This window comes from Rhodobacter sp. CZR27, from assembly GCF_002407205.1.
Lineage (GTDB): Bacteria > Pseudomonadota > Alphaproteobacteria > Rhodobacterales > Rhodobacteraceae > Cereibacter_A.
Window position 1 is genome coordinate 2095433 of the sequence record NZ_CP023548.1, and the last position, 25292, is coordinate 2120724.

A 25292-nucleotide genomic window follows, 5' to 3' on the forward strand; every position below is an offset into this window, starting at 1 on the left:
TGCCGGCAGCATGGGTGGGGAATGACATGGGCGACAATACCTTGACTCGCATGGACTTGAGCGAAGCCGTGTTCCGCGAGGTCGGCCTGTCGCGCAACGAATCCGCCCAGCTGGTGGAATCGGTGCTTCAGCACGTCTCGGACGCGCTGGCCTCGGGCGAGACGGTGAAGATCTCTTCCTTCGGCACCTTCACGGTGCGCGACAAGTCGGCCCGGATCGGCCGGAACCCGAAGACCGGGGACGAGGTGCCGATCTCGCCGCGTCGCGTCCTGACCTTCCGTCCCTCGCATCTGATGAAGGAGCGTGTCGCCGCCGGCGGCAAGCGCTGAGCGGGAGATGCGGATGGAGAAATCGGCCGAGGCCTTCCGCACGATCAGCGAAGTCGCCGAGATTCTGGATACGCCGGCGCATGTCCTGCGCTTCTGGGAAAGCCGGTTTCCGCAGATCCGGCCGGTGAAGCGCGCCGGCGGGCGGCGCTATTACCGCCCGGCCGACGTGGCGCTGCTCGCCGGCATCCGGCGCCTGCTGCACGACGAGGGCATGACGATTCGCGGCGTGCAGAAGATCCTGCGCGAGCAGGGCGTGCGTCATGTGGCCGGGCTGGGCGGACACGATCCGGGACCGGCACCGGTCGAGGAGGCCGAGGCCGCCGAAGCGCAGGCCGGGTTCGCCTTCGAAGAGACTGAGGAACCGCGGGGCGAGGTCGTGCCCTTCGCGCGCGAGGCCCCGCGCGTGCCGTCGCTTCGTGCCGAGGCCCTGCCCCGGCCGCCCTCCCCTGTCGGCGACCGCCAGCCCGCAGGCACCGCGGTCGCCGGCCCAGCGGCGACCGCGACCGCAGACGCTCCTGGTCGGATCGCCGGGGCGGAGGATGCCCCGCCTGCACCCCCCGAGCCCGTTGTGTCGGCCGCCCGGGCCGATCGCGGCGTCGAGTCGCCAGCCGCAGAAATCGAACCCGCGGCGGAGGCGGTCCTTCCGCCGGTCCGGCAGGAGCCTGCGAGTGACGGGGAGGTTCCGGTATGGTCTCCTCCGGCGCCCCTCGTTCCGCGCGAGGCGACCGGCGCGACCGCGGGCCGCGGCCCCGAGCGTGGCGCGCTGCCGCCAGCGCCCGAGCCCGTGGAGCCGGGCGCGATGGCCGCGTCTTCCGGAGCGGCAGAACACACCCCGCCCGCGCCCGAGGCCGAATCGGACCCGGAAGGCGCGATCTCGTGGCGGCCTGCCCTGCTGCGTGCCCTTCCGCCGCGTGCGCTGGCGCATCGGCGCGAGGAGGTGGCCCGGCTTCGGGCGCGTCTTCTCGATCTGCAGCAGCGGTTGCGGGCCGAGGGCGAGGAGCCGCGCGGGTGACCGCAGGCAAGCTGCGCTTTCCCGCTTGCTCCCGCGGCGAATCTCGTTATGTATCCCGCCTGTCGGGCCGTGGCGCAGCCTGGTTAGCGCGTCCGTCTGGGGGGCGGAAGGTCGCGAGTTCGAATCTCGCCGGCCCGACCATCCGAAAAGGCCCGCCTCCGCAAGGGGCGGGCCTTTCCGCATTCAGAAGGGCTGACGCACGGTCTGCCGGTCGAGGGAGGGCGAGGGCATGACGGGCGTTCTGGCGTCGCAGAGGATACGGGCGCTGATCGCATCGGGCGCGATCGGAGCCGAGCCTGCCATCGTCCCCGAACAGATCCAGCCTGCGAGCCTCGACCTGCGCCTCGGAACCGTCGCCTACCGCGTGAGGGCCTCCTTCCTTGCGGGCGGGGGCCGCACCGTCGCCGAACGCCTTGCCGAATTCGAGATGCACCGCATGGACCTCACCGGCGGCGCGGTGCTGGAGAAGGGCTGCGTCTACCTCGTCCCGCTGATGGAGCGGCTTCGCCTGCCTGCCGGCATCACGGCCGTTGCCAATGCGAAAAGCTCCACCGGGCGTCTCGACCTGCTGACCCGGACGATCGCCGACGGCGGCACCGAATTCGACCGCATCCGCGACGGCTACGAAGGCCCGCTCTATGCCGAGGTCTGCCCGAGGAGCTTCTCGGTGCTGGTCCGTCCCGGCATGCGGCTGAACCAGATCCGCTTCCGCGCGGGCCAGGCGGTGCTGTCGGACGAGGAACTGGCTGCTCTCCACGCCCGCGAGCCGCTGGTCAGCGGTCAGGCCGTCATCTCCGAAGGGCTGGGCTTCTCGGTCGACCTGCGGCCCGAGCGCGGCGACCTCGTGGGCTACTGCGCGAAGCCCCATACCGGCCTGATCGATCTCGACCGCATCGGGCACTATCCTGCCTCGGACTACTGGGAGGAGGTCCGCTCGCGCGATGGCCGGATCATCCTCGACCCCGGCGCCTTCTACATCCTCGTCAGCCGCGAGGCGGTCACCATTCCGCCCGACCATGCCGCCGAGATGGCGCCCTACCTTGCCATGGTGGGAGAGTTTCGCGTTCATTACGCCGGCTTCTTCGATCCCGGCTTCGGCCATGCGCAGGCGGGCGGCGTCGGCTCGCGCGGGGTGCTCGAGGTGCGCTGCCACGAGGCGCCCTTCGTGCTGGAGCATGGCCAGGTGGTGGGCCGGCTCGTCTATGAGCGGATGGAAGAACGGCCGGACATGCTCTACGGCGCCGGCATCGCCTCGAACTACCAGGGCCAGGGCCTGAAGCTCGCCAAGCACTTCCGCATGGGCTAGCGGCTCGGGCTCACGCCCCTCGTCCCGACGCATGCGAACCGCCGAAGCCGGGGCGTCGGCTTGCCGGGCTTTGCGCGAGACCGCCAGCCCCGGCCTGCCGGCCCGGTTGCCGCACACGGGGGCTCGCGAACGCACCAGGCCCGCGCCGCGGCCCTGTATTCTCCGGATGCCGCAGGCGCGGGGCCCGCGGGTCGAGACGCTGCCCGAGAGGAATGTTCCCGGCCCGGTTGCCGCACGCCCGGGGGCTCGCGGTCACGCCATGCCCGCGGCGCGGCCCTGTGCTGCCCGTCGCCCCAAGCGCGGGGCTTGCGCCGCTAAAGCCAGTTCTTCCAGCGGAAGAACGCCCAGGCCCCGCCGGCCGAGGCGAGCATCAGCGCCAGCGCCAGCGGATAACCCCAGGGCTGCGCAAGCTCCGGCATGCGGGCGAAGTTCATGCCGTAGATGCTGGCCACCAGCGTCGGCGGCAGGAACAGCACCGCCACCACCGAGACGATCCGCACCGTCGCGTTCTGCGCAAGGTTGATCATCCCCAGCGTCGCATCCGTCGCCAGCGCCACGCGTTGCGACAGGAAGTCGGCATGGACCTCCATCGCCGTCATGTCGCGCTGCAGGGTCTTCACGACCGGCTTCAGCCCCTCCCGCTCCACGCGGTCGGGCAGGGTCTGGGCGAAGAAGCCCAGCGCCCGCTCCAGCGTCAGCAGCGCAAGGCGGATGTGGCCGATCCGCTCGCCCTCTCGGCCGATCTGCTCCAGAAAGCCCTGAAGCTGGGCCGCCGGGGGCGTCCCGCGCGGCCGGTCCGACGGCTGGAAGATCGCGCGCGCGACGGTGTCGAGGCTACGCCCCGAGGCTTCCAACAGGTCGGCCAGCCGCCCGACGATCTCCTCGATCAGCCCGAGGAAGATCTGCTCGGGCGTGGCGCAGCCGGTGCCCACCTTGTCAGCCCGCTCGGGATAGGTCTCGAACGGGCGGGGCGCGTGGTGGCGCACGGTGACCAGCCGCTTGCGCGTCAGGACGAAACAGACCGGCGCCGAGATCTGCTCCTCCATTTCGGTCTGGCCGGGCAGCACCACGGTCATGTAGTCGATGCCGTCCTCGCGGTAGAGCCGGCTGGAGACCTCGATCTCCTCCATGTCGGCCAGCGAGGGCACCTCGATCCCGAGGCGTTGCACGGCTGCGGTCTGGGTAGGCAGCGGCTTGTAGAGGTCGATCCAGATCGCGGTGCCCAGCCAGGCGTCCGGGTCCGGGCCGGTGGGCGGCGGCAGGCGCTGAAGCTTCGCGCCGTCTCTCTGGTAGGCGAAGAGCATCATGCGACTCCGGCTGGATGCACCTTCAGTAACGCGCCCGGGCGGTGGTGCAAGCCCCGGGGCGCGCCCGGGCCCCGGTCTCCGCAACACCTTGCGCGCCCCCTGCCCGGCCCGACGCCGATGCGACGCATTGCGCATCCGGCCGGATCGTGAGACGTGGAACCGCCCGGCGCGGCGCGGGACGCAGGCGCGGCCCGGACGGACGACAGGAGAGCCCGAGATGACGCAGGAGGCCGTCTTTGCCCCCGATGCCGACGCGCGCGCCTTCCGCGACGCGCTTGGCCGGTTTGCGACCGGGGTGACGGTGGTCACCATCCTCGCCGAATCCGGTCCGATGGGCATGACGGCGAACAGCTTCGCCTCGGTCTCGCTGGATCCGCCGCTGGTGCTGTGGTCGCCGGCGCGCGCCTCGAGCCGGTTCGACCTGTTCGCCGGGGCCGAGCATTTCGCCATCCATGTGCTGGCTGCCGAGCAGGCGGAACTGGCCGGCCGCTTCACCCGCGGCGGCGGCGGCTTTGATGGCCTGTCCTACCGCTCCGGCCACGAGGGGGTGCCGCTGCTGCCCCTGCCGCTGGCGCGGTTCGACTGCCGCCGCGCGGCGATCCATGACGGGGGCGACCACGCCATCGTGGTGGGCCGGGTGCTGCGCGCCTCGATGCGCCCCGGCGAGCCGCTGCTGTTCTCGCAGGGCAGATTCGGCCGGTTCCACACCGCTCCGTGACGGCATGCGACATCTCGCCACCCACTGTCCGTTGTGCTAGACCTACTCCGATTGAGGAGTTTCAAGACCATGTCACTCGACTCGGCCGATTCCGCCCCCGGCGCCCGTTCCGAAACGCAGGTTCCGCCCGAGCGGATGGTGACCCAGGCGCAGGCAGCCGCCGCCTTCCTCAAGGCGCTGTCGCACGAGGGCCGGCTGATGATCCTGTGCCACCTGTCCAACGGCGAGCGGTCGGTGACGGAACTCGAGACGCTGCTGGCCAGCCGGCAGGCCGCGGTCAGCCAGCAGCTCGCCCGGCTGCGGCAGGAGGGGCTGGTCTCGGCGCGGCGAGAGGGCAAGACGATCTGGTATTCCATCGCCGATCCCAAGGTGAGGCGGACCGTCGCCATGCTCTACGACATGTTCTGCCGGCCCTGAGGCCCTGCCATGTGCGGACGCATGGCGCACAAGGAGCTGACCTGGGCGGAACTCGCCGAATGGATGCGCGGCCTTGCCCCCGGCGCCGGCGTGATCGAGACGCGCTACAACGTGCCGCCCACGGCGATGCTTCCCATCGTGCGGCGCCTGCCGGACGGCAGCCTCTGCGGCGACCTCGCGCGCTGGGGCCTGATCCCGCCCTTCCACAAGGGCAGCCTGAAGGACTGGAAGGCCACCACGATCAACGCGCGCGTGGAAAGCGTGGCCAGCGCGCCCAGCTTCCGCACCGCCTATCGCCACGGCCGCTGCCTCGTGCTCGCCTCGGGCTACTACGAATGGCAGGTGCGGGATGGCGTGAAGCATCCCCATTTCATCTCCCCCGCCGGCAACGCGCCGGCCCTGATCATGGCGGGCCTCGCAAGCGCGGTGCGACTGCCGGATTACGAAGGGCTGACCTGCGCCGTGCTGACCGAACCGGCGCGGCCCGGCCTCGACGGCATCCATGACCGGATGCCGGTGATGATGGGGCTCGAGGCCGTCGACGACTGGCTGGGCGGCGGCCCCGTCGAGGCGCTGCCCCGACTGCCGGTCGGGGCGCTGCGCTGGCACGAGGTCGGACGGGCCGTCGGGTCTGTCCGCCACGAGGGGCCGGAGCTGATCGAGCCGCTTGATCCCGTGGTGCCGGACCTGTTCTCGCGCTGACCGTCTGCCGGGACTGCAAGGGGGCGGTCGACCCATCGCCGTGCGGGCCGTCTTCGGCAAGCCCGTCGCGGGGGCCGGAGCGGATGGCGCTGCGAAACCGGGAAGCCTCGCCGGGGATCGGTCCGCCGGGGGCGTGTTACAAAACTGTCATCGAACTGCAATAAACCCGACTCCCGACGAGTCTAGGACAGCGCCAAGGTCGCCCGCCGCGACCGCAAACGACAAGGAGTGTCCCAATGTCCCTTCTGAAGCTCACGGTCTCGACGCTGGCCGTTGCTGCCGTCTCGGCCGGTGCCGCCGCCGCGCGCGACAACATCCAGACCGCCGGCTCCTCGACGGTGCTGCCCTATGCCACCATCGTGGCCGAGGCCTTCGGCGAGAACTTCGACTTCCCGACGCCGGTCGTCGAATCGGGCGGCTCGGGCGCGGGCCGCAAGAAGCTGTGCGAGGGCGTGGGCGAGAACACCATCGACATCGCGAACTCGTCCTCGCGCATCAAGCAGTCGGACATCGACCTGTGCAAGGCGAACGGCGTGAACGACATCATGGAAGTCCGCATCGGCTATGACGGCATCGTCTTCGCCTCGGCCATCGACGGCCCGGATCATGCCTTCACCCCGGCGGACTGGTTCAATGCGCTGGCAGCGCAGGTCGTGGTGGACGGCAAGGTCGTGGCCAACCCGAACAAGTCGTGGAAACAGGTGAACGCCGAACTGCCCGACCAGCCGATCCTGGCCTTCATCCCCGGCACCAAGCACGGCACGCGCGAGGTCTTCGACGAGAAGGTGATCCTTGACGGCTGCGAGGCCTCGGGCGCGCTGGAAGCGTTCAAGTCCGCGGCGGGCGGCGACGAGGACAAGGCCGAGGAGATGTGCACCACGCTGCGCACCGACGGCGCGTCGGTGGACATCGACGGCGACTACACCGAGACGCTCTCGCGCATCGAGGCCAACAAGGACGCGATCGGCGTGTTCGGCCTGTCGTTCTACCAGAACAACACCGACAAGCTGAAGGTGGCGCCGATGTCGGGCGTCGTCCCCTCGGTCGAGACCATCGCCTCGGGCGACTATCCGGTGTCGCGGCCGCTGTACTTCTACGTGAAGATGGCGCATCTCGACGTGATCCCGGGCCTGCAGGAATACATCGAGTTCTTCGTCTCCGACGACATCGCCGGCCCCGAGGGTCCGCTGGCCGCCTATGGCCTCGTCTCGGATCCGGAACTGGCCAAGACCCAGGAGATGATCGCGAACCGCGTGCCGATGGGCCCGCTGAGCAACTGACGCCATCCGGGCGGCGCGGGACAGGTCGCGCCGCCCCTTCCCCTTCTTCGGAATTTTCATGAGCACCGGCATTCTCGTTCTCGCCGTCCTGATCCTCGCCGCCGCGGGCTTCCTGCTCGGGCGGCGACGCGCGTTATCCACGGCGGGCGGCGACCCGCGCCGGTTGCATTCGCTGCCCGGACATTATGGCCAGTTCGCCGCGCTGTTCGCGGCGGTGCCGGCGCTCGCGGTACTCGCGGTCTGGCTGGTCGTGCAGCCGGTCGTGCTCGACAGCCGGATCTCGGCCCTGCTGCCCGCGGGCGGCGCGGCCGAAACGGGCCTGCTGATGGCGGATGTCCGGCGCATTTCCGAGGGCCTTCGCCTCATCGCCGTGGCCGACGGGCTGTCCGAGCCCGCAATCGAGGCGCTGGTGGCAGACGACCTCGGGCCGCGCCTGCGCGCGGTGGGCGCGGCTGCGACCAGCCTCGACGCCGGGACGCTGGCGGCCGCGAAGGCGCACCGCATCCTGCAGCAGGACCTGCACCGCTGGATGGCCGTGGTTGTCGCGGTCGTGGCCGTGGCGGGCTTCCTGCTTGCGCTGTTGCGCATCCACCCGGACTTCCGCGCCCGCAACGTCTCGGAACGCTTCGTGATGTGGCTGCTGGTCGCGGCCTCGCTGGTGGCGGTCGCGACGACGGCCGGCATCGTGCTGTCGCTGGTGTTCGAGACGGTGCATTTCTTCCAGATCTATCCGATCGAGGAGTTCTTCCTCAGCCTGACATGGAACCCGCAGTTCCGCGGCGGGTCGGACCTCGGGATCTGGCCGCTGCTCTGGGGCACGATGTATATCTCGGTCATCGCGCTGGTCGTCGCGGTGCCGATCGGCCTGCTGACGGCGATCTACCTGTCGGAATACGCGAGCCGCCGGATGCGGGGCCTTGCCAAGCCCGCCATCGAGATCCTCGCGGGCATCCCCACCATCGTCTACGGCCTCTTCGCGCTGATCACCGTAGGCCCGGCGCTGCGTGACTGGTTCGCCCAGCCGCTGGGCCTGGGCGCGAGTTCGTCCTCGGTGATGACGGCCGGCCTCGTCATGGGGATCATGCTGATCCCCTTCGTGTCGTCGCTCTCTGACGACATCATCAACGCGGTGCCGCAAAGCCTGCGCGACGGCTCCTACGGGCTTGGCGCCACGCCCTCCGAGACGGTGAAGCAGGTGGTGCTGCCCGCCGCCCTGCCCGGCATCGTCGGCGCCATCCTTCTGGCCGCCAGCCGCGCCATCGGCGAGACGATGATCGTGGTGCTGGGGGCCGGTGCGGCCGCGAAGATGTCGCTGAATCCGTTCGAGGCGATGACCACCGTCACGGTGAAGATCGTAAGCCAGCTGACCGGCGACACCGAATTCGCCTCGCCCGAGACGCTGGTGGCTTTCGCGCTCGGCCTCACGCTCTTCGTGATCACGCTGATGCTCAATGTCCTCGCGCTCTACATCGTCCGCAAATACCGGGAACAGTACGAATGACCGACGCAGCCGCTCCCGACCGCCCGATGCACCGCTCCGGCTCGCTCTTCGCCGCCGACATCCGCACCCGCCGCCGCAACGCGGCCGAGCGCCGGTTCCGCGCCTATGGCCTGACGGCCGTGGGCCTTTCGATCGCGGCGCTGGTGATCCTGCTGGTCTCGGTCCTGGGCAACGGTGCCGGCGCCTTCCGGCAGACCTTCATCGAGATCCCGGTGACGCTGGACGCGACGATCGTGGACCCGAAGGGCAACCGCAATCTCGACGAGATGAAGAAGGTGACGACCATCGGCTACGGCAAGCAGCTTGAAGCCTCGATGGTCGCGGCCGTCGCCGCGGCGGGCCTGCAATCCGAAGGGATCAGCAGGAAGGACATCGCGGGGCTCCTGTCGAAGGAGGCCGCCGCCGGCCTGCGCGACAGGGTGCTGGCCAACCCGGAGCTGATCGGCAGCACGATCACCTTCCGCGCGCTCGCCAACGGCCGGGTGGACGGCTACTTCAAGGGCCGCGTGTCGATGGAGAGCGCGAAGCTCGACAGCAACGTGACGCCGGAACAGCTGGACCTGGCCGAGCGGATGCGCGCCGCGGGCCTGATCACCATCGCCTTCAACCCGCAGTTCCTGCTGGGCGCCGACGCCTCCGAGGTCCGCCCCGAGGCCGCCGGGCTGGGCGTCGCGATCCTTGGCTCCGCCTACATGATGATCATCGTGCTGGTGCTGGCGCTGCCGATCGGCGTCGCGGCCTCGATCTACCTCGAGGAATTCGCGCCGAAGAACCGCTGGACCGACCTGATCGAAGTCAACATCGCCAACCTCGCCGCGGTGCCCTCGATCGTGTTCGGCATCCTCGGCCTTGCGATCTTCATCAACTTCATGGGGCTGCCACAGTCGGCGCCCATCGTGGGGGGGCTGATCCTGACGCTGATGACGCTGCCCACCATCATCATCGCGACGCGCGTGAGCCTTGCCGCCGTTCCGCCCTCGATCCGCGACGCGGCGCTGGGGGTCGGCGCGTCGAAGATGCAGTCGGTGTTCCACCATGTCCTGCCGCTGGCGCTGCCCGGCATCCTGACCGGCACGATCATCGGCATGGCCCGCGCGCTGGGCGAGACAGCGCCGCTTCTGCTGATCGGCATGGTGGCCTTCGTTCGCGAGTTTCCCGCCGCCCCGCCCGAGGGCTTCTTCGACCCCGCCTCGGCCTTGCCGGTGCAGGTCTACAACTTCACCCAGCGCGCCGACCCCGCCTTCGTCGAGCGGGCCTCGGGCGCCATCATCGTGCTGCTCGTGTTCCTGATCTGCATGAACGCCGCCGCCATCATTCTTCGCCGCCGCTTCGAGCGTCGCTGGTAAGGAGCCTTCCATGGATGACATCCGATATGCAGAACGCGTCGTGAGCACCGCCGACGTCAAGATCACCGCCCGCAAGGCCCAAGTCTACTACGGCACGAACCACGCCCTGAAGGACGTCGACGTGGACATCCTCGGCAAGACCGTGACCGCCTTCATCGGGCCGTCGGGCTGCGGCAAGTCCACCTTCCTTCGCTGCCTGAACCGCATGAACGACACCATCCCCGGCTGCCGCGTCGAGGGGAAGATCACGCTCGACGGCGAGGACATCTACGATCCGCGCGTCGATCCGGTGCAGCTGCGCGCCAAGGTCGGCATGGTGTTTCAGAAGCCGAACCCGTTCCCGAAGTCGATCTACGACAACGTGGCCTACGGGCCCCGCATCCACGGCCTCGCCCGCGGCAAGGCGGAGCTTGACGGGATCGTGGAAAGCGCGCTGCGCCGCGCGGCGCTCTGGGACGAGGCCAAGGACCGCCTCGCCTCGCCCGGCACCGGCCTGTCGGGCGGCCAGCAGCAGCGCCTCTGCATCGCGCGCGCCATCGCGACCTCGCCCGAGGTCCTGCTGATGGACGAGCCCTGCTCGGCGCTCGACCCGATCGCCACTGCCCAGATCGAGGAGCTGATCGACGAGCTGCGCGAGCAGTTCTCGGTGGTCATCGTCACCCATTCGATGCAGCAGGCCGCCCGCGTCAGCCAGCGCACCGCCTTCTTCCATCTCGGCCGGCTGGTGGAATTCGGCGAGACCGGACAGATCTTCACAAACCCGAAGGATCCCCGCACGGAAAGCTACATTTCCGGCCGGATCGGCTGAGGAGGACAGCATGATCACCGAACCCCACATCTTCCAGGCGTTCGACCGCGATCTCGAGGCCGTTCAGGCGCTGATCATGAAGATGGGCGGCATGGTCGAGGCGGCGATCCTCGACGCGGCTCAGGCGCTGGAAACCCGCGATGCGGAGCTGGCCGACGAGGTCCGCCGCAACGACGCGGCGATCGACGCCCTCGAGGAGCGCATCCATACCGAGGCCGCGCGGCTCATCGCGCTGCGCTCGCCCACGGCCACCGACCTGCGCACCGTGCTGACGGTGATGAAGATCGCGGCGGCGCTGGAGCGGTGCGGCGACTACGCCAAGAACCTCGCCAAGCGGTCGATGGTGCTGAGCCGGATGGAGCCGGTGGGCGATGCCGCGGGCGCCATCCGGCGCATGGCAAAGGCGGTGGAGTTGCTGCTCAAGGACGCGCTCGACAGCTATATCCAGCGCGACGTGGCGCTGGCCCATGACGTGCGCCAGCGCGACCGCGAGATCGACCAGATGTACAATGCGCTGTTCCGGGAGTTCCTGACCCACATGATGGAGGACCCGCGCAACATCACCGCCTGCATGCACCTGCATTTCATCGCCAAGAACATCGAGCGGATGGGCGACCATGCCACCTCGATCGCCGAGCAGGTGATCTATCTCGCGACAGGCGCGATGCCGGGCGACGAGCGGCCGAAGGAAGACCTGACGGCCAGCGCCGCGGCCAGTGGCGGAGATTGCTGATGGCGGCGGCCGATCAGCCCGTGGTGCTGCTGGTCGAGGACGAGCCCGCCCAGCGCGAGGTGCTGTCCTACAACCTCGAGGCCGAGGGCTTCCGCGTCGTGCAGGCGGCCACCGGCGACGAGGCGCTGGTGCTGGTCGACGAGGCCGGTCCCGACGTCATCGTGCTGGACTGGATGCTGCCCAGCGTCTCGGGGATCGAGGTGTGCCGGCAGCTCAAGTCCCGCCCCGCGACGCGGTCGGTGCCGATCATCATGCTGTCGGCGCGATCCGAGGAGGTGGACCGGGTGCGGGGCCTTGAGACCGGCGCCGACGACTATGTGGTCAAGCCCTATTCCGTGGTCGAGCTGATGGCGCGCGTGCGCAGCCAGCTTCGCCGGGCGCGACCCTCCAGCGTCGGGCTGTCGCTGGAATTCGACGACATCCGGCTCGATCCCGAGACCCACAAGGTCCACCGCGGCGCCCATCTGCTGAAACTCGGGCCGACCGAATTCCGCCTGCTCTCGACCTTCATGGAGAAGCCCGGCCGGGTCTGGAGCCGCGAGCAGCTGCTGGACCGGGTGTGGGGACGCGACATCTATGTCGACAGCCGGACGGTCGATGTCCATGTCGGGCGGCTGCGCAAGGCGCTCTGCGCCTTCGGCGGCGAAGATCCGCTGCGCACCGTCCGGGGTGCCGGCTACGCCCTGGGCTGACCGGTCGCAGCAGCTTCCCCGCCGGGCCTCCCCCTAAAGTTGGATTGCCCACCCTGCCGCGTTCCTGCAACCCTTGGGTCTCGACGGCCAGGGGAGGGGTCGGATGGCGGCAGGAATGACAGCGGTCGGCTCCGGCCGGCGCCCGACGGGTGCCGGGACGCTTCTGCTGCTGCGCCTCGGCTTCCTGGCCTTTCTCCTCCTGCTCTGGTGGCTCGCCTCGGCCACGGTGCCGCGGGGGCTGATCCCCTCGCCCGCCGCCACCGCCGAGGCAGCCGCAAGGCTCTGGTCCGAAGGCCGGCTGCAGGCGGCCCTGGGCCAGAGCCTTGTCGTCTATGGCACGGGCCTCGCCGCTGCCGTGCTGGTCGGCATCCCGGTCGGCGCGCTGATGGGCGGGATCCGGCTGTTCGGCCGCACGGTGGACATCTTCGTCTTCGCGCTGGCCGCCACGCCGCGTGTGGCCTTCATCCCGCTGATCATCGTCCTTCTCGGCCTCGGGATCGAGGCCAAGGCGGTGATCGTCTTCCTCGGCGCCGTCATGCCGATCATCCTCAACACCTACGCGGGCGTCCTTGCCCGCGACGAGGAGCTGATCGAGATGGCGCGCTCGACCGGGGCCTCGCCCGCGCGGATCTACGGCCATATCGTGCTGCCCGGCGCGCTGCCCTTCCTGGTGGTGGGGCTGCGCCTCGGCGCCACCATCGGCCTGATCAACACGGTGGTGGCAGAACTCTATACCGCCGTGACCGGGCTGGGGGGGCTCCTCGCCCTCTATGGCAACACCTTCCGCATGGCGGAGTATTTCGTGATCGTGCTGGCCCTCGCCACGATCGGCGTGATCGTGACCGAGAGCCTTCGCCTGGCCGAGACCCGCCTGTCGCGCTGGCGGATCGCGGACCGGCCGTAACCTGTAACCCGGAGGATCCATGACCCGACTGTTCGCCCTGCTCGCCCTTGCGCTCGCCCTCGCCCCGCCCGCGATGGCCGAGCCGTTCCGCCTGATCGTCAGCGATCTGGAAACTCCGCTGGTGCCGAACTCGGTGATGGATCTGGCGCTTTCGAACGGCTACTTCGAGCGCGCGGGCGTCGAGGTCGAACTGGTCCGCGTTCAGCAGACGCCGATGGCGATGGCCGCGCTGCAGGCCGGCGAGGGCGAGATGGCCAATGTCTCGACCGATGCGCTGCTGCAGCTGGTGGCGCGCGGCACCTCCGACCTGCGGGCGGTGATGTCGCCGAACAAGTCCCTGCCCTTCCTGATCGCCTCGAAGCCCGAGATCACCGAGCCTGCGCAGCTGGAAGGCCGCAGCTTCGGCATCGGCCGCGTGGGCTCGCTCGACCATTCCCTCAGCGGCAAGGTGCTGGCGTCGAAGGGGGTGGACGTGGCGAAGCTGGACCTCGTGCCACTGGGCCAGCCCGCCGTTCGGGCGCAGGCGCTGCTGGCGGGCCAGGTCGATGCCACCACCATGTCGATCGGCACCTGGACCGCGATGCCCGAGCGGGACAGCGTGAACATCCTGATCGGCATGGACGACTATTTCGCCGCCGCGCCGGTGACCACGAAGGTCAACATCGTCACGACCGAGACGCTGGAAACCCGCCGCGCCGAGGTCGAGGCGGTGATCGAGGCGCTGGTTCTCGCCTCGCGCGACTTCCAGGACCCGGCGACGTGGGTGGAGCGGATGGTGGTGGCGCGTCCCGACGTGCCGCGCGCCGATCTGGAAACGCTGGCCGAAGCCTACCGGCAAAGCTGGAGCGTGGACGGCGGGCTGAACCGCGAGGAGCTGAAGGTGACGACGGAATGGATGTACGGCACGGAGGATTTCCAGGGGCTCCGCCCGGTCAGCCTCGAGGAATGGACCGATTTCGGCCCGCTCGAGGCGGTGCTGCAGAAACTGGGTCCGGCGGCGGGGTGACAGCGCCCCACGTCCGGCTGGAGGGCGTCTCGCGCGGCTTTGGCGACGGGGATGGCCGGACGCAGGCGCTGGAGGCGGTCTCGCTGTCGGTCGCGCGGCAGGAGGTCGTGGTGCTGCTCGGCCCCTCGGGCTGCGGCAAGACCACGCTTCTGCGCCTCGTCGCGGGGCTGATCGCGCCGGATGCGGGCCGGGTGACGGTGGACGGCCGCCCGCCCGAGCCGGGCCGCGAGGCGGCGATGGTGTTCCAGTCGTTCCGGCTGATCCCGTGGAAGACGGCGCGCGAGAACATCGCCTTCGCGCTTCCCGGCCTGCCCCGCGCCGAGGCCCTCGCGCGGGCGGACCGTTACCTCGCGCTGGTCGGTCTTTCGCGCTTCGCGAAACGCTGGCCGGCGCAGCTTTCGGGCGGGATGCGGCAGCGGCTGGCGCTGGCCCGGGCGCTGGCGGCCGAGCCGCAGATCCTCTTGATGGACGAGCCCTTCGCCAGCCTTGACGCGCAGTCGCGCGAGCTGATGCAGGTCGAGCTGATGCGGCTGATGGCCGAGCGGCCGGCAACCGTGCTGTTCGTCACCCATTCCGTCGATGAGGCGCTGATGCTGGCCGACCGGATCGTGCTGATGTCCCCCCGCCCCGGCCGGATCGTCGAGGAGATCGCGGTTCCCTTCCCGCGCCCGCGCTGGGAGCATGACGCCCGCGCCCTGCCCGACTACGTCCGCCTGCGCCGCCACCTTTGGGAGCGGCTGCGCGACATGGTCCTGAACGATCCAGACTCGGACTTCCACGGCCGGCGGTGACGGGGGCGGGTCGCCCGCGCCTCCGGTCAGAAGCAGACGATCTCGGCCTCGGCCTGCGCGCGGCGCAGGTCCGCCACCCCGGTCTCGGTTGCCGGTATGCGGAACAGCGACGACCGCTCGCCGGTGGCAAGCCGCATCGACAGCACGGTCTCCGCCCGCTCGTAGGCCTCATAGGGCAGGATCGAGGCGATGACGTCGATCGAACAGGCGCAGCGCCGCATCGTGTCGCGATCCTGCCCGTTCGTCGCGAGGCAGCCGAAGATGTAGTCGGCGCGCGCCAGCGTGGGATAGTCGTTCAGCGTCTCGTCCATGGTCGAGGACGGCACGGCAGGGACGGCTCCCGCGTCGGGTCCCCCCGGCCGCATCACCGCCGGCGGAGCGGCGGGATCGGGCGCCGGGCTCTGCGCCAGCGCGGTGACCGGCAGAAGGGCGAGGGTCGCGAGCAGGAGGCGCAGGGTCATGGCGCCTCCAGCGTCAGCGTCTCGCGATAGCTGCCGCCCGCCCCGGTCGTGTCGGCCGACAGCTGGCGCAGCGGCACATCCCGGGACGGATCGACCGTGATCCGCAGCACCATGTCGGCAAAGGGACCCATCTCGGCGCGCCGGGCGTCGGTCGCGAAGGGGCGAAGCTCGGCGGTGACCGGCCCTTCGGCTTCGTCCAGACCGGCAGCACCCAGCGCCTCGCGCATCCGGTTGCGGATGTAGAACGGGCTGCCCTCGGTCAGTATCGCCATGCTGCGCACGGTATTCTCGAGGAACCACAGCAGCACCGGATCGCCGCCCGAGGCCGGGAAATCCGCGACGGGCTGGTCCTGCCCATCGACGCGATGGGTCAGGGTCAGGAGCGGGCCGCGCTCTCCCTTGCCGGGCGTCACGATCAGCTCGCCCGCGGCGACCCGGCGGAAGCCCTCGGTGTCCGGTCCTGCGCGCTCGTGTGCGTAGCGGGTGACGCCCTCGGTCGCCGCGAAGGCACCGGGGCGGAAGATCACCTCGGCCAACTGACCGGCCCAGGCCCCCGGCGCGGCAAGGACCGCCGCCCCGATCAGGATCGCTCGGATATGATGCATGCCTTCCCTCTCATTCCGCGGCGGCGGCCCCCCGCCGCCGGCCTTCCAGAAGCGCCGAAAGCGTCCGGCGCAATTCCGCCTCGGTCACCGGCTTGCGCAGCAGCGCAGCACCCAGCCGGTCCACCCGCGCCTGAAGCTGCGGATCGGGTTCCGCCGTGACCACCAGCGCCGGCAGCCGCTGGCCAAGCCGTCGGCGCAGCGCCGCGATGGTCTGCAAGCCTGTCTCGCCGCGCTCCAGCCGGTAATCCGTCACCACCGCCTCGGGCGGAAGCCGCTCCAGCGCGGCCAGCGCCGTGCCGGTTCCGTCGGCGGTGGCAACCTCCACCCCCCAGCGCCGCAACAGCAGGGCATAGGCCTCGCGCATCGCGGCATCGTTCTCGACCACCAGCACGCGCCGTCCCGCCAGTTGCACGGGCGGCGCCGAGGCCGTGGGCTCGGCCAGCATCACCGGCTCGGCCCCGCTGCCGGCAAGTCGCTGCACCGCCCCGGTGGCCGAGGCGGGATCCGGCCCCGCTGCCAGCGCCCCGGGTGCCTCCAGCGCGCGGGGCAGACGGATGCGGAACACCGACCCCCGCCCCGGCTCGCTCCGCAGGTCGATGTCATGGCCAAGCCTGAGACAGGCCCGCCGCACGATGGACAGGCCAAGGCCGGTGCCCGGCTCCTCGCCATCCGGCGCCAGCCGCTCGAATTCGTTGAAGATGCGCTCGCGATCCTCCACCGCGATGCCGGGTCCGGTGTCGTGGACCTCCAGCCAGACATCCGCGCCCTGCCGCCTGGCGCCGACCAGCACGCGGCCCGAGGCGGTATACTTGATCGCATTGGACACCAGGTTCTGCGCGATGCGGCGCAGGAAGACCGGGTTCGACATCACCGTGGCCGACGAGATCACGAAGCGCAGGTCGAGGCCCCGCGCCTCGGCCGCGCCCTGAAAGTCGACGGCCAGCCGCTGGAACAGCCGGCCGAGCGACACGCGCTCGCAGCTGACGTCGAGCCGGACGGAATCCAGCCGCGAGATTTCCAGCAGCGCGCGGATCAACTCCTCGGTCGAGTCGAAGGCCGTGCCGATCCGCGCCACGAGGTCAGACTGCAGCGGATCCGACAGCGTCTCGGACAGGTGCGACAGGAACAGCTTGGCCGCGCTCAGGGGTTGCAGCAGGTCGTGGCTCGCCGCGCGCAGGAAGCGCGACTTCGAACGGTTGGCCTCGTCCGCCGTCTCGCGCGCCAGCGCCAGTTCGCGGTTGGTCAGTTCCAGATGCGACAGCGCCTGTTCCAGATCGCGGTTGCGGGCGAGAAGTTCCTGTTCCAGCACGGCGGCGGTCTGGAACAGCATCCAGTGCGATCCGCGCGAGGCATCGGCCCGGTCCAGCCGGTCGATCAGCGCGGCATTGATGCGCTTCAGCTTCTCGATCTGGCGTTCCGGACTGTCCCCGTCACGCAGCATGGTCGGGCTCCATCAGTGCGAGACCGACGAAGGTCTGGTTCACATGCACGCCGCCATGCTGCTCGCCGTAGGTGTTGAAGCCCGCGATGCGCCAGTCGGCGAAGAGCCTTGCCACCGCAGGCTCCAGCCCCGCCTGTTCCAGCGCCAGCCGGCGCAGGATGCAGTCGAAGGCCAGGATCAGCGCCGGCCGGCCGCCGAGGTCGCGAAGTCGCGCCTCGAGCCCGTGGGTCAGGTCATCCGCCCTGCCCAGCGCCAGAAGCACCCCGGTCTCGATCGAGGACATCAGCGTCAGGCCGCCCTCGGGCGTCACCTCGCGGATCGCGCGGACATGGTATTGCCCGCCCATGCGCACCAGCAACGGATTTTCGGCGAAGACGCGCGGGTTCAGCGCCTCGGGATCGAGGCCGATCAGCCGGGCATATTCCTCGGCCGCGGGCTCGGCGTTGATCTCGAGGATCAGCCGCTCCTCCGGGATTGCGGCTGTCACCACCATCCGGCCGCCCTCGGGCGAGAAGTGGTCGAAGATCACCTGCTCCAGCGCGAAGTCGGTCTCGAACAGGGCGAAGATCGCGCTGTCTCGGTGGGTCTCGCCATCGAGGACAAGGCAGGTCTCCTCGAAGCGCAGCCCGTCGCCGGCAGAGCCACCCAGCACCGGCAGACGATGGGCGACCGCATCGACCGTGGCTGCCACCAGTTCCTCCTGCCGGCTCAGCCCGTCGATCAGCAGCAGGCCGAAGCGCTGCCGCCGCGGCTGCGCGTCGAACCGCGTGAGCAATCCGCGCAGGCCGGTCATCCATTCCGACACACCAAGGCCCGAGAGGTTGCGCAGCCAGACCGCATCGGCGCGGAAGCGGCGCGCGGGCAGGCCCACCGCCACGACGTTGCCGTTGCCATAGCCGCCGCAGGCGAATTCCCCCGCCGAGGAACAGCCGATGACCCGCGCCCCCAGCCCCGTGCGGAGCGTCGCGGCAAGGCTGGGCAGATCTGTGCCGGGCGAGGCGAACAGCAGCACGGCGGCCGGCGCCGCGGGTGCAAGGCCGTCCAGCAGCCGGGCGGCGAGGTCAGGCGCCGCCGCCGGATGGGACAGCACCACCGGCGCCCCCGCCGCGAGATCCGGGAGCGTCTCGCCGACGGCAAGTCCCTCGATCACTCGCACTCCTCCTGCGGACGTCCCCTGGTCAATCCCGACCCCTAGCGCGCGAAGATCCGCGCCTTGCTCGCCAGAAGGGCGGCCTGCGTGCGGTTCCTCACGTTGATCTTCGACATGATGGCCGCGATGTGGGTCTTCACCGTCGCCTCGGCGATCGAAAGCTCGTAAGAGATCAGCTTGTTCGGCCGGCCCTGGCAGATCAGCCGCAGGATGTTCATCTGCTGCGGTGTCAGCGTGGCGAAACTGCGGGCGAGTTCGCGCATCTGCTCGCCCCCGTCCTCGGCGGCACCCTCGGCGTCGTATTCCTCGGGCGTCACCGGCTCTCCCGCCCACATCCGCTCGAAGGCGTCGATCATCTGCGGACGCGGCAGGCTCTTCGAGACGTAGCCCAGCGCGCCGGCCGCCATGACCGCCATCACCATGTCGGAATCGACCTCGGCCGAGATCACCGTCAGCGGCACGTTGCGGGCCAGCCGCTTCAGCGTCATCACGCCCTCGATCCCGCGCACGTCCGGCAGGTTCAGGTCAAGCACGATGGCATCCGGCAGCGCCCCCTCGTGCAGCAGCTTCTCGGCGGCGGCGAGGCTTGCCGCGCTGCGCACGCGCTTCAGCCCGAAGGCATGCGTGAGCGTCATCGCCAGAGCATCGCACATCAGCGGATGATCATCGACGATCATCACGTCGCTGATCCCGCGCGCGGGCACCTTTTGCGCTCCCGCGCAACCGATGCTCCACCCAGGAACATGTCCCATGTCTTCCTCCCGTTTCCGCGCGGGCTTCCTCCTCCCTGCGCGGCACCCCTCCTGTCAGGCCCGACCCCTGCGTCCCCCGTGTTCCCGGACTCCCGTCCGACCTCGGACCCTGACCGTCCCGGCAGACCCGGTCCGCGGCAAAATCGTGCCGGAAGAAACGCGCAAGGTCACCCTGCGGTTCCGGCGAACTGCGAAATCCGGCGCCTCAGCCGGCCGGAACCGGGAAGGTGCCGCCAAACTCCGCGCCGTCGGTATCCACGGCGCGCACCTGAATCGCACCCGCTCCGTTGTCACGGTAGCGGAAGGTGAAGACCGGGTCTTCCGAGATCGAGATCCCGCCGGTCATCGTGAACAGCAGATCCTCGCCCTGCCGCACCTCGAGCAGGTCGATGAAGCGGGCGGGAATGGTCATCAGCGTGACCTGATCGCGCTGGAGCCCCGAATAGTTCGGATGCCGGATCATCAGCTTCGCCTCGCGCCGCAGGCCGCCGGCATCCTCGGCCGCGGCGAGCGGCTGGAACCGCATCTCGCCCAGATGCGCAAGAGCGGCTTCGGCATTCTTGCTTGACGGCGCGGCGCAGCCACCGCTGGCGCGAACGAAGCGCCCCGCCATGGTCCAGTCGCCCTCGTCCGTCCGCCCCACGGCCCGCACGTTCGAATAGGCGTTCACCCGGACGCGGACCTCGAGATCGAGCGGATGCATCGCCTCGCCCAGCGTGAAGGTGGCGGCGACCGGCGAGGGATTCTCGTCGATCATCAGCGTCATCTCGGTCAGGCGCGGCGCGTCGGCCGGCTGGGTCACGTGGACGGGCACCAGCGCCGGGTCATGCGCGCGGAACGGCGCGTCGAGGGCCAACGCCGCGGGGGTTTCGGAAATGGCATCCGCTCCGAACACATCGAGGCGGAGGCTCTCCCACGCCTCGCCGGGCTGCAGCGGGCTCGGCTTCGGCTCCTCGGCCCAGAGCGGTGTCGCGATCAGAACTGCACAAATGATTGTCGGCCGGACGATGCGCATGGCGATCTCCTGTGCTGTCGTGCGACATCAAACCACGCGACGACAGGCCCGCCTATCAGACTTTCGGCTGAGTCCGCGGATGGGCGGAAAGCCGCTAGGCAGGGGGAATGTTTCATCTGCTGCTCACCGCCTGCCTTGCGGCCGAGCCCGCCACCTGCGCCGAGCGGCTGCTGCCGGCGCCGTCCCCTCTCACACGCGAGGAATGCGAGACGGGGGCAGAGGCACGGGCCGCAAGCTGGCTGGCGACGCATCCGGATCTTGCGGGACGCGGCACGCGCTGCGCCGCTACCGACTCGCTGCCGGCCCTGACCCTGTCCGAGGTCGTGCCGGGCGTTCTGGTGCACGAGGGCACCCCCGCCCTGCCCGACCGCGCGAACCGCGGCGCGATCGCCAATCTCGGGGTGGTGATCGGGACGGATGCGATCGCCGTGATCGACGCCGGATCCAGTCGGGCCGAGGCCGAGGCCCTGTTCGCGGCCATCCGCCTTCACAGCCCGCTGCCGATCCGCGCGCTGATCGTGACCCACATGCACCCCGACCACAGTTTCGGCGCGGACCTGTTCCGCGAGGCCGGGGCCGAGGTTCTCGGCGCGCCGAAGCTTGCCGCCGGCATCGAGTCCCGCGCCGCCGCATGGCTGCAGAGCTATCCGCCGCAGGTCGGGACAAAGGCCCTGCTGGGCACCCGGCCCATTCCCCCAGACCGCGGCGTCGCCGAGGAGCGGATCGACCTTGGCGGTGCGACGCTGCACCTGCGCGCCGCGGCCACCGCCCATACCGACAATGACCTGACCGTGCTCCACGCGGAGTCGGGCACGCTCTTCACGGGCGATCTGGTGTTCAACGGGCTTCTGCCCACGCTGGACGGCTCGCTGACCGGCTGGCTCGGCTGGCTGGGCGAGAGCCGCCCCGAGGTGCGCCGGATCGTGGCGGGACACGGTCCCGCTCCGCTGCCCTGGCCCGCGGGCGCCGCGGCCACCCGGGGCTATCTGGACCGGCTGCGGACTGACATCCGCGCCGCCATTGCCGCCGGCCAGCCGATGAGCGAGGCGATCCGCCAGAGCCATCCGCAGGACGCCGCGCGCTGGCAGGGCTACGATGTCAGCCACCCGCGCAACGCCTCGGCGGCCTATGCGGAACTGGAATGGGAATGACGCGCCGGGGCGCTACTTCGGCAGGTGCCGGACCACTGCCCGTCCCAGCGCGAAGGCCCGGCGCTCGAGGATCACCGGCGTCTCGCAGACATAGGTCAGCGCCTGCTGGCGGTCGCGGAAGATCCGGGTGTCCCAGTCCAGCCGCTCCTCCAGCGCGTCGATGCGGTCGAAATCCTTCGGCTCGGCCGCCATCAGCGTGGCCATCTCGGCCCGGGTCCCGTCAATTCGCCGGTCGAGTGCCGCCTGGCTATGGGCATAGCGCGCGATACCGGCCATGACGCGGGTCCGCACTGCCTCGATCCGCTGGAAGGTCGCAAGGAACAGCGCCACGAGTTCCGCGGGCTCGTGCCCGTTCGCGAACTCGGCGATCATGGTTTCGGCCTCCTCGACCGGCAGGCGGCGCTGCTCCAGGGTTCGGGCCAGCGCCTCGATCTCGGGCGAGGCGGCCAGCTCCTCGGCCCGCGCATCGGGCACCGGCCCGCCCCAGACCTGCCCCAGCGACAGATGGGGCTGCTTGCGCTGCACGCAGGGCCAGTCGGGATCGGAGGTTTCCGCCGCCCCGGCCGTGCCGGCCGCGAGGATCGCCGGAAGGACCCATCTGAGCATCGAAACCTCCTAGCGCTTGCGCAGCGACCAAAGACCCTTGGACGGGTCATACATGAAGACCGCCGCCCCGAAGAACGCCGCCGCACAGCCGAGGACGATCGCGAAGGCCAGCGGCTCGAACTGCAGGTAGAGCGCGAAACGGATCAGCTCCACGGCATGGGTGAAGGGATTGGCGAAGGCGATGTCGGCCAGCAGCGGGCTTGAATCGCGCAGCCGCCACAGCGGATAAAGCGCGGTCGAGGCGAAGAACATCGGGAAGATCACGAAGTTCATCACCCCCGCGAAATTCTCCAGCTGCCGGATCGCCGACGAGATGAAAAGGCCCAGCGCCCCCAGCATGATGCCCGACAGGAACAGCGCCGGCAGCACGGCCAGATAGCCGAGCGGCGGCGGCTCGATCCCCCAAGCCCAGGCGATCAGCAGGAAGGCATAGACCTGCAGGATCGAGACCAGCACCCCCGCCACCAGCTTCGAGCCGAGCAGGAACCAGCGCGGGTAGGGGCTGACCAGCAGCGTCCGCATCGCCCCCGTCTCGCGGTCATAGACCATCGAGAGCGAGGACTGCATGCCGTTGAACAGCTGGATCATCGCGCAAAGGCCGGGCGTGACGTAGACTTCGTAGAGCACGTAGGTCTGGTAGGGCGGCGTGATCGACAGCCCGAGCACCGCGCGGAACCCCGCGGCGAAGATGAACAGCCAGACCAGCGGACGCACCAGCGCCGACAGGAAACGCTCGCGCTGGCGGGTGAAGCGCAGCACCTCGCGCCCGGCAATGCCGGAAAACGCGATGAGGTAGCCGCGCAGGGATCGCCCATGTCCCAGCGGTGGCCGCGGAGTCGCCACGGCAGGCGGACGGTGGGGCGCGGTCATGCGTCCTCTCCGGTCAGCGCGAGGAACCCCTGCGCGAGGCTACCCCCCAGATCCGCAGCGCGCCCGGCCAGGCGCACCTCGCCCCGGTGCAGCACCACCACGCGATCCACGGGCGCAATTTCTTCCATCATGTGCGTGGCCCAGAGCGCCGAGACCCCCTCGGCCGCGATCAGGGAGCGCACGACCGTCTGCACCTCGTCGCGCGAGCGCAGGTCAAGGCCCGCCGTCGCCTCGTCGAGCAGCAGAAGCTCGGGCCGGTGCAGCAGGGCCCGCGCGATCTCGGCGCGACGCTGCTGCCCGCCCGAGAGCGTGGCGACCCGCGCCCCCGCCTTGTCGGTCAGGCTGACCAGCGCCAGAACCTCGTCGATCCGCAGCGCCGCCTCGCGCCGGCCGATCCCGTGCAGCGCCGCGTGATAGCGCAGGTTCTGCACGAGGGTCAGGTCGGCATCCAGCGCCCGGCTCTGGAACACGATGCCAAGCCGGGCCAGCGCCTCGCCGGGCTGGCGCCGCGCATCGAAGCCCGCCACGCGGATCGTCCCGCTGGTCGAATCGTAAAGCCGCGTGATGAGCGAGAAGAGCGTGGTCTTGCCCGCCCCGTTCACGCCCAGAAGCGCCACAAAGGCACCGCGCGGGACAGTGAAGCTCACATCGCGCAGGGCATGGACCGAGCCGAAGGAATGGCTCAGCCCGGTGATCTCCAGCGCGGGCGGCGGGGCCTGCATCATTCCTTGCGCTTCTCCGTCACGGCGAAATTCGCGTCGAGCTTGATGTCATACTGCCCGTCGGCGCAGAACACGTCATCCAGTTCCCATCCGTCCCCCTCGGCCTCGATGTTGGCAGGATCGACCTCGCATTGCATCGCGGCAAGCAGCGCCGTCACCTTCTCGACGGTGGCCGGGTCGGCCTCCTGCGCCATGGCCGGTGCGGCGGCGAGCAGAAGGCCCAGCGTCACGATCTTCTTCATTCCTCTCTCCCTGTCAGCGGATGGTGAACGTCGCGCGCTGGCTTTCGCCGGACGAGCCGGGAATGCTCAGCGTGAAGCTGCCCGGGACCACGGCCACAAAGGAGATCAGCGCCTCGCCCGCCTCGTCGAACTCGATCGAATGCACGCCCATCGGGCGGATCTCGATGCCGTTGATGACGATCTCGTTGATCCAGATCGCGCGGAAGAAATCCCCGCCCGACAGCGCAAGCTCGGCCGAGCCGTCGGCCACGAGCTTGATGCGGTAGAAGCCGCCCGACTTCAGCTCGTAGGGTGTCGCCGCCACCGGCTTGCCCGAGGCCAGCGTCAGATCCGCCAGATCCTCGCGGTTGCTGGCCGACATCAGCCCGGCAAAGCCGAAATCATGCGCGCCGGCCGGGGCCGCGACCAGTGCTGCCAGCCCGAGGGCGAATATCCGTCCGATCATCCCTGTCCTCCGTTTCAATCCACCACCACGACGCCCCAGGGCTGCTCGCCCACCTGCACCGACTGGATCACCTCGTCCGCGGCAACATCGATCACCGAGATGTCGTTCGAATTCCCGTTCGTCGTGAAAAGGTATTTCTCATCCGGCGAGAAGGCGAGCTGCCAGACCCGCTGGCCGACCAGAAGGTAATCCGTCACCTCCCAGCTCGTGCCGTCCACCACCGCGACGCGGTTGGCTGGCCCCAGCGCCACATAGGCCTTCGAGCCGTCCTTCGTCACCCGCACGCCCACGGGCTGCAGCGCCTCGGGCAGGACGCCCGGCACCTCGAAGGTGATCTTCTTCTCGATCTGGCCATTCGCCGGGTCAATCACCGACACCGTGCCGCCGATCTCGGACGACACCAGAAGCCGGCTGCCGTCCGCCGTGAACTGCGCGAAGCGCGGGCGCTGGTCCACAAGCACGTTCTGCACGATCTCGAAGCTCTCGGTATCGATGAAGTGCGCCATGTTCGTGGTCTCGGAGGTATTGACCACGAACTTCCCGTCGGGAGAAATCCCCATCCCCTCCGGCTCGACGCCCACCGGCACCTCGGCCAGAACGGTGCGCGTCTCGACATCCACCACGGTCACGATGTTGTCGTCCTCGTTGGCGATATAGAGCGGGTTGCCCGAGGGATGCAGGATGAACAGCTCCGGGTCCGGCCCCGAGGGCAGCGTGGGCAGTTCCTCGTAGGTCTCGGTATCGAACACCCGGACGAGGTTGTCATCCGAGGCACAGACATAGAGCCGCTTGCCATCCGGCGAGGCGGTGATGCCGCGCGGGCGCTGGCCGCCGGGGAAGGTGGTCAGCACCTCGAAGCTCTCGCTGTCGAGCACCGTGATGTCATTGCCCTTCTCGTTGCTGACGAAGATCTTGCCGGCGAACGCAGGGCTCGCGGCGCAGAGGCAGGCCACGAGGCCGGTCAGTCGTATCATTCTTCC

At 69.8% G+C, this 25292-nt stretch carries 29 protein-coding genes and 1 tRNA gene; 17 read left to right on the plus strand and 13 right to left on the minus strand.

Annotated elements, in window-relative coordinates:
* The first annotated feature begins 26 nt into the window (after nucleotides 1–26).
* The 4 genes from ihfA to CK951_RS10200 all read left to right on the plus strand — a co-directional run bounded on the left by ihfA (nucleotide 27) and on the right by CK951_RS10200 (nucleotide 2647).
* Nucleotides 27–329: an integration host factor subunit alpha gene (gene ihfA, locus CK951_RS10185; protein ID WP_096786041.1), complete on the plus strand. Its 303-nt coding sequence runs from the start codon at nucleotides 27–29 to the stop codon at nucleotides 327–329.
* A 13-nt stretch (nucleotides 330–342) separates the two neighbouring features.
* The gene (locus CK951_RS10190) at nucleotides 343–1341 is read left to right on the plus strand and encodes a MerR family transcriptional regulator (protein WP_232520607.1); all 999 of its coding nucleotides are present in this window, start codon (nucleotides 343–345) and stop codon (nucleotides 1339–1341) included.
* Nucleotides 1342–1404: 63 nt separating this feature from the next.
* Nucleotides 1405–1482, plus strand: a tRNA-Pro gene (locus CK951_RS10195).
* A gap of 88 nt (nucleotides 1483–1570) precedes the next feature.
* On the plus strand, nucleotides 1571–2647 hold the full coding sequence (locus tag CK951_RS10200) for a 2'-deoxycytidine 5'-triphosphate deaminase (RefSeq protein WP_096786042.1): 1077 nt from the start codon (nucleotides 1571–1573) through the stop codon (nucleotides 2645–2647).
* A gap of 314 nt (nucleotides 2648–2961) precedes the next feature.
* Here CK951_RS10200 and CK951_RS10205 read toward each other — a convergent pair whose 3' ends face one another.
* A complete protein-coding gene (locus CK951_RS10205; protein ID WP_096787227.1) occupies nucleotides 2962–3951 on the minus strand; it encodes a magnesium transporter CorA family protein in 990 nt (329 codons plus the stop codon).
* A gap of 220 nt (nucleotides 3952–4171) precedes the next feature.
* On the opposite strand from CK951_RS10205, the gene CK951_RS10210 reads away from it, so the two are divergent.
* From CK951_RS10210 to CK951_RS10265, 12 genes are all read left to right on the plus strand, one after another.
* Complete coding sequence (locus CK951_RS10210) at nucleotides 4172–4672, plus strand: flavin reductase family protein (protein WP_096786043.1); 501 nt, start codon at nucleotides 4172–4174, stop codon at nucleotides 4670–4672.
* 69 nt (nucleotides 4673–4741) lie between these two features.
* Nucleotides 4742–5089: a helix-turn-helix transcriptional regulator gene (locus CK951_RS10215; protein WP_096786044.1), complete on the plus strand. Its 348-nt coding sequence runs from the start codon at nucleotides 4742–4744 to the stop codon at nucleotides 5087–5089.
* Nucleotides 5090–5098: 9 nt separating this feature from the next.
* Nucleotides 5099–5791, plus strand: coding sequence for an SOS response-associated peptidase (locus CK951_RS10220; protein ID WP_096786045.1), 693 nt, complete (start codon nucleotides 5099–5101; stop codon nucleotides 5789–5791).
* Nucleotides 5792–6027: 236 nt separating this feature from the next.
* Complete coding sequence (locus CK951_RS10225) at nucleotides 6028–7071, plus strand: substrate-binding domain-containing protein (RefSeq protein ID WP_096786046.1); 1044 nt, start codon at nucleotides 6028–6030, stop codon at nucleotides 7069–7071.
* A 58-nt stretch (nucleotides 7072–7129) separates the two neighbouring features.
* Nucleotides 7130–8572 carry a phosphate ABC transporter permease subunit PstC gene (gene pstC, locus CK951_RS10230; protein WP_096786047.1) on the plus strand — a complete coding sequence of 481 codons (1443 nt, stop codon included), beginning with the start codon at nucleotides 7130–7132 and terminating at the stop codon, nucleotides 8570–8572.
* Nucleotides 8569–9918, plus strand: coding sequence for a phosphate ABC transporter permease PstA (gene pstA / locus CK951_RS10235; RefSeq protein WP_096786048.1), 1350 nt, complete (start codon nucleotides 8569–8571; stop codon nucleotides 9916–9918). Before pstC ends, pstA begins: the two co-directional genes overlap by 4 nt.
* Nucleotides 9919–9928: 10 nt before the next feature.
* Nucleotides 9929–10726, plus strand: a complete 798-nt coding sequence (gene pstB, locus CK951_RS10240; RefSeq protein WP_096786049.1) for a phosphate ABC transporter ATP-binding protein PstB — start codon at nucleotides 9929–9931, stop codon at nucleotides 10724–10726.
* Nucleotides 10727–10736: 10 nt separating this feature from the next.
* The gene (gene phoU, locus CK951_RS10245; protein ID WP_096786050.1) at nucleotides 10737–11459 is read left to right on the plus strand and encodes a phosphate signaling complex protein PhoU; all 723 of its coding nucleotides are present in this window, start codon (nucleotides 10737–10739) and stop codon (nucleotides 11457–11459) included.
* Entirely contained in the window at nucleotides 11459–12151 is a 693-nt protein-coding gene (gene phoB, locus CK951_RS10250; RefSeq protein ID WP_096786051.1) for a phosphate regulon transcriptional regulator PhoB, read from the plus strand. Before phoU ends, phoB begins: the two co-directional genes overlap by 1 nt.
* A 115-nt stretch (nucleotides 12152–12266) precedes the next feature.
* Entirely contained in the window at nucleotides 12267–13055 is a 789-nt protein-coding gene (locus CK951_RS10255) for an ABC transporter permease (RefSeq protein ID WP_232520608.1), read from the plus strand.
* Nucleotides 13056–13074: 19 nt separating this feature from the next.
* Complete coding sequence (locus tag CK951_RS10260; protein WP_096786053.1) at nucleotides 13075–14061, plus strand: ABC transporter substrate-binding protein; 987 nt, start codon at nucleotides 13075–13077, stop codon at nucleotides 14059–14061.
* Nucleotides 14058–14852 carry an ABC transporter ATP-binding protein gene (locus CK951_RS10265; RefSeq protein ID WP_096786054.1) on the plus strand — a complete coding sequence of 265 codons (795 nt, stop codon included), beginning with the start codon at nucleotides 14058–14060 and terminating at the stop codon, nucleotides 14850–14852. Before CK951_RS10260 ends, CK951_RS10265 begins: the two co-directional genes overlap by 4 nt.
* A gap of 26 nt (nucleotides 14853–14878) precedes the next feature.
* Here CK951_RS10265 and CK951_RS10270 read toward each other — a convergent pair whose 3' ends face one another.
* The 6 genes from CK951_RS10270 to CK951_RS10295 all read right to left on the minus strand — a co-directional run bounded on the left by CK951_RS10270 (nucleotide 14879) and on the right by CK951_RS10295 (nucleotide 20276).
* The gene (locus tag CK951_RS10270) at nucleotides 14879–15313 is read right to left on the minus strand and encodes a hypothetical protein (RefSeq protein WP_096786055.1); all 435 of its coding nucleotides are present in this window, start codon (nucleotides 15311–15313) and stop codon (nucleotides 14879–14881) included.
* Nucleotides 15310–15918, minus strand: coding sequence for a hypothetical protein (locus tag CK951_RS10275; RefSeq protein WP_096786056.1), 609 nt, complete (start codon nucleotides 15916–15918; stop codon nucleotides 15310–15312). The genes CK951_RS10270 and CK951_RS10275 overlap by 4 nt, the downstream gene beginning before the upstream one ends.
* Before the next feature lie 10 nt (nucleotides 15919–15928).
* Complete coding sequence (locus tag CK951_RS10280) at nucleotides 15929–17359, minus strand: hybrid sensor histidine kinase/response regulator (protein WP_096786057.1); 1431 nt, start codon at nucleotides 17357–17359, stop codon at nucleotides 15929–15931.
* A complete protein-coding gene (locus CK951_RS10285) occupies nucleotides 17349–18509 on the minus strand; it encodes an FIST N-terminal domain-containing protein (protein WP_096786058.1) in 1161 nt (386 codons plus the stop codon). Before CK951_RS10285 ends, CK951_RS10280 begins: the two co-directional genes overlap by 11 nt.
* A 41-nt stretch (nucleotides 18510–18550) precedes the next feature.
* The gene (locus tag CK951_RS10290) at nucleotides 18551–19261 is read right to left on the minus strand and encodes a response regulator transcription factor (protein ID WP_096786059.1); all 711 of its coding nucleotides are present in this window, start codon (nucleotides 19259–19261) and stop codon (nucleotides 18551–18553) included.
* Between the two features lie 205 nt (nucleotides 19262–19466).
* A complete protein-coding gene (locus tag CK951_RS10295; RefSeq protein WP_096786060.1) occupies nucleotides 19467–20276 on the minus strand; it encodes a quinoprotein dehydrogenase-associated SoxYZ-like carrier in 810 nt (269 codons plus the stop codon).
* A gap of 107 nt (nucleotides 20277–20383) precedes the next feature.
* Here CK951_RS10295 and CK951_RS10300 point away from each other — a divergent pair, with 107 nt between their 5' ends.
* Nucleotides 20384–21427: a quinoprotein relay system zinc metallohydrolase 2 gene (locus CK951_RS10300; RefSeq protein WP_096786061.1), complete on the plus strand. Its 1044-nt coding sequence runs from the start codon at nucleotides 20384–20386 to the stop codon at nucleotides 21425–21427.
* A gap of 12 nt (nucleotides 21428–21439) precedes the next feature.
* Here the strand turns inward: CK951_RS10300 and CK951_RS10305 are convergent, their stop codons facing one another.
* The 6 genes from CK951_RS10305 to CK951_RS10330 are packed head-to-tail and all read right to left on the minus strand — an operon-like array spanning nucleotide 21440 to nucleotide 25286.
* Nucleotides 21440–22033, minus strand: coding sequence for a hypothetical protein (locus CK951_RS10305; protein ID WP_096786062.1), 594 nt, complete (start codon nucleotides 22031–22033; stop codon nucleotides 21440–21442).
* A gap of 9 nt (nucleotides 22034–22042) precedes the next feature.
* Nucleotides 22043–22903 (minus strand): ABC transporter permease, encoded by an 861-nt coding sequence (locus CK951_RS10310; RefSeq protein WP_096786063.1) that lies wholly within the window; start codon nucleotides 22901–22903, stop codon nucleotides 22043–22045.
* A complete protein-coding gene (locus CK951_RS10315) occupies nucleotides 22900–23628 on the minus strand; it encodes an ATP-binding cassette domain-containing protein (RefSeq protein ID WP_096786064.1) in 729 nt (242 codons plus the stop codon). Before CK951_RS10315 ends, CK951_RS10310 begins: the two co-directional genes overlap by 4 nt.
* A complete protein-coding gene (locus tag CK951_RS10320; RefSeq protein ID WP_096786065.1) occupies nucleotides 23625–23867 on the minus strand; it encodes a PepSY domain-containing protein in 243 nt (80 codons plus the stop codon). Before CK951_RS10320 ends, CK951_RS10315 begins: the two co-directional genes overlap by 4 nt.
* A 13-nt stretch (nucleotides 23868–23880) precedes the next feature.
* Complete coding sequence (locus CK951_RS10325; protein WP_096786066.1) at nucleotides 23881–24312, minus strand: hypothetical protein; 432 nt, start codon at nucleotides 24310–24312, stop codon at nucleotides 23881–23883.
* A gap of 14 nt (nucleotides 24313–24326) precedes the next feature.
* Entirely contained in the window at nucleotides 24327–25286 is a 960-nt protein-coding gene (locus CK951_RS10330; RefSeq protein ID WP_096786067.1) for a YVTN family beta-propeller repeat protein, read from the minus strand.
* Nucleotides 25287–25292 lie beyond the last annotated feature (6 nt).

Coding starts and splice junctions, on each gene's coding strand:
- pstB (WP_096786049.1), top strand. CDS start 9,929: ATGGATGACATCCGATATGCAGAACGCGTCGTGAGCACCGCCGACGTC.
- CK951_RS10270 (WP_096786055.1), bottom strand. CDS start 15,313: ATGACCCTGCGCCTCCTGCTCGCGACCCTCGCCCTTCTGCCGGTCACC.
- CK951_RS10295 (WP_096786060.1), bottom strand. CDS start 20,276: ATGCGCATCGTCCGGCCGACAATCATTTGTGCAGTTCTGATCGCGACA.
- CK951_RS10260 (WP_096786053.1), top strand. CDS start 13,075: ATGACCCGACTGTTCGCCCTGCTCGCCCTTGCGCTCGCCCTCGCCCCG.
- CK951_RS10325 (WP_096786066.1), bottom strand. CDS start 24,312: ATGATCGGACGGATATTCGCCCTCGGGCTGGCAGCACTGGTCGCGGCC.
- CK951_RS10200 (WP_096786042.1), top strand. CDS start 1,571: ATGACGGGCGTTCTGGCGTCGCAGAGGATACGGGCGCTGATCGCATCG.
- CK951_RS10210 (WP_096786043.1), top strand. CDS start 4,172: ATGACGCAGGAGGCCGTCTTTGCCCCCGATGCCGACGCGCGCGCCTTC.
- CK951_RS10300 (WP_096786061.1), top strand. CDS start 20,384: ATGTTTCATCTGCTGCTCACCGCCTGCCTTGCGGCCGAGCCCGCCACC.
- CK951_RS10320 (WP_096786065.1), bottom strand. CDS start 23,867: ATGAAGAAGATCGTGACGCTGGGCCTTCTGCTCGCCGCCGCACCGGCC.
- CK951_RS10290 (WP_096786059.1), bottom strand. CDS start 19,261: ATGGGACATGTTCCTGGGTGGAGCATCGGTTGCGCGGGAGCGCAAAAG.
- CK951_RS10330 (WP_096786067.1), bottom strand. CDS start 25,286: ATGATACGACTGACCGGCCTCGTGGCCTGCCTCTGCGCCGCGAGCCCT.
- CK951_RS10190 (WP_232520607.1), top strand. CDS start 343: ATGGAGAAATCGGCCGAGGCCTTCCGCACGATCAGCGAAGTCGCCGAG.
- CK951_RS10305 (WP_096786062.1), bottom strand. CDS start 22,033: ATGCTCAGATGGGTCCTTCCGGCGATCCTCGCGGCCGGCACGGCCGGG.
- pstC (WP_096786047.1), top strand. CDS start 7,130: ATGAGCACCGGCATTCTCGTTCTCGCCGTCCTGATCCTCGCCGCCGCG.
- phoU (WP_096786050.1), top strand. CDS start 10,737: ATGATCACCGAACCCCACATCTTCCAGGCGTTCGACCGCGATCTCGAG.
- CK951_RS10280 (WP_096786057.1), bottom strand. CDS start 17,359: ATGCTGCGTGACGGGGACAGTCCGGAACGCCAGATCGAGAAGCTGAAG.
- CK951_RS10275 (WP_096786056.1), bottom strand. CDS start 15,918: ATGCATCATATCCGAGCGATCCTGATCGGGGCGGCGGTCCTTGCCGCG.
- ihfA (WP_096786041.1), top strand. CDS start 27: ATGGGCGACAATACCTTGACTCGCATGGACTTGAGCGAAGCCGTGTTC.
- CK951_RS10225 (WP_096786046.1), top strand. CDS start 6,028: ATGTCCCTTCTGAAGCTCACGGTCTCGACGCTGGCCGTTGCTGCCGTC.
- CK951_RS10315 (WP_096786064.1), bottom strand. CDS start 23,628: ATGATGCAGGCCCCGCCGCCCGCGCTGGAGATCACCGGGCTGAGCCAT.
- CK951_RS10220 (WP_096786045.1), top strand. CDS start 5,099: ATGTGCGGACGCATGGCGCACAAGGAGCTGACCTGGGCGGAACTCGCC.
- CK951_RS10205 (WP_096787227.1), bottom strand. CDS start 3,951: ATGCTCTTCGCCTACCAGAGAGACGGCGCGAAGCTTCAGCGCCTGCCG.
- phoB (WP_096786051.1), top strand. CDS start 11,459: ATGGCGGCGGCCGATCAGCCCGTGGTGCTGCTGGTCGAGGACGAGCCC.
- CK951_RS10215 (WP_096786044.1), top strand. CDS start 4,742: ATGTCACTCGACTCGGCCGATTCCGCCCCCGGCGCCCGTTCCGAAACG.
- CK951_RS10310 (WP_096786063.1), bottom strand. CDS start 22,903: ATGACCGCGCCCCACCGTCCGCCTGCCGTGGCGACTCCGCGGCCACCG.
- CK951_RS10255 (WP_232520608.1), top strand. CDS start 12,267: ATGACAGCGGTCGGCTCCGGCCGGCGCCCGACGGGTGCCGGGACGCTT.
- pstA (WP_096786048.1), top strand. CDS start 8,569: ATGACCGACGCAGCCGCTCCCGACCGCCCGATGCACCGCTCCGGCTCG.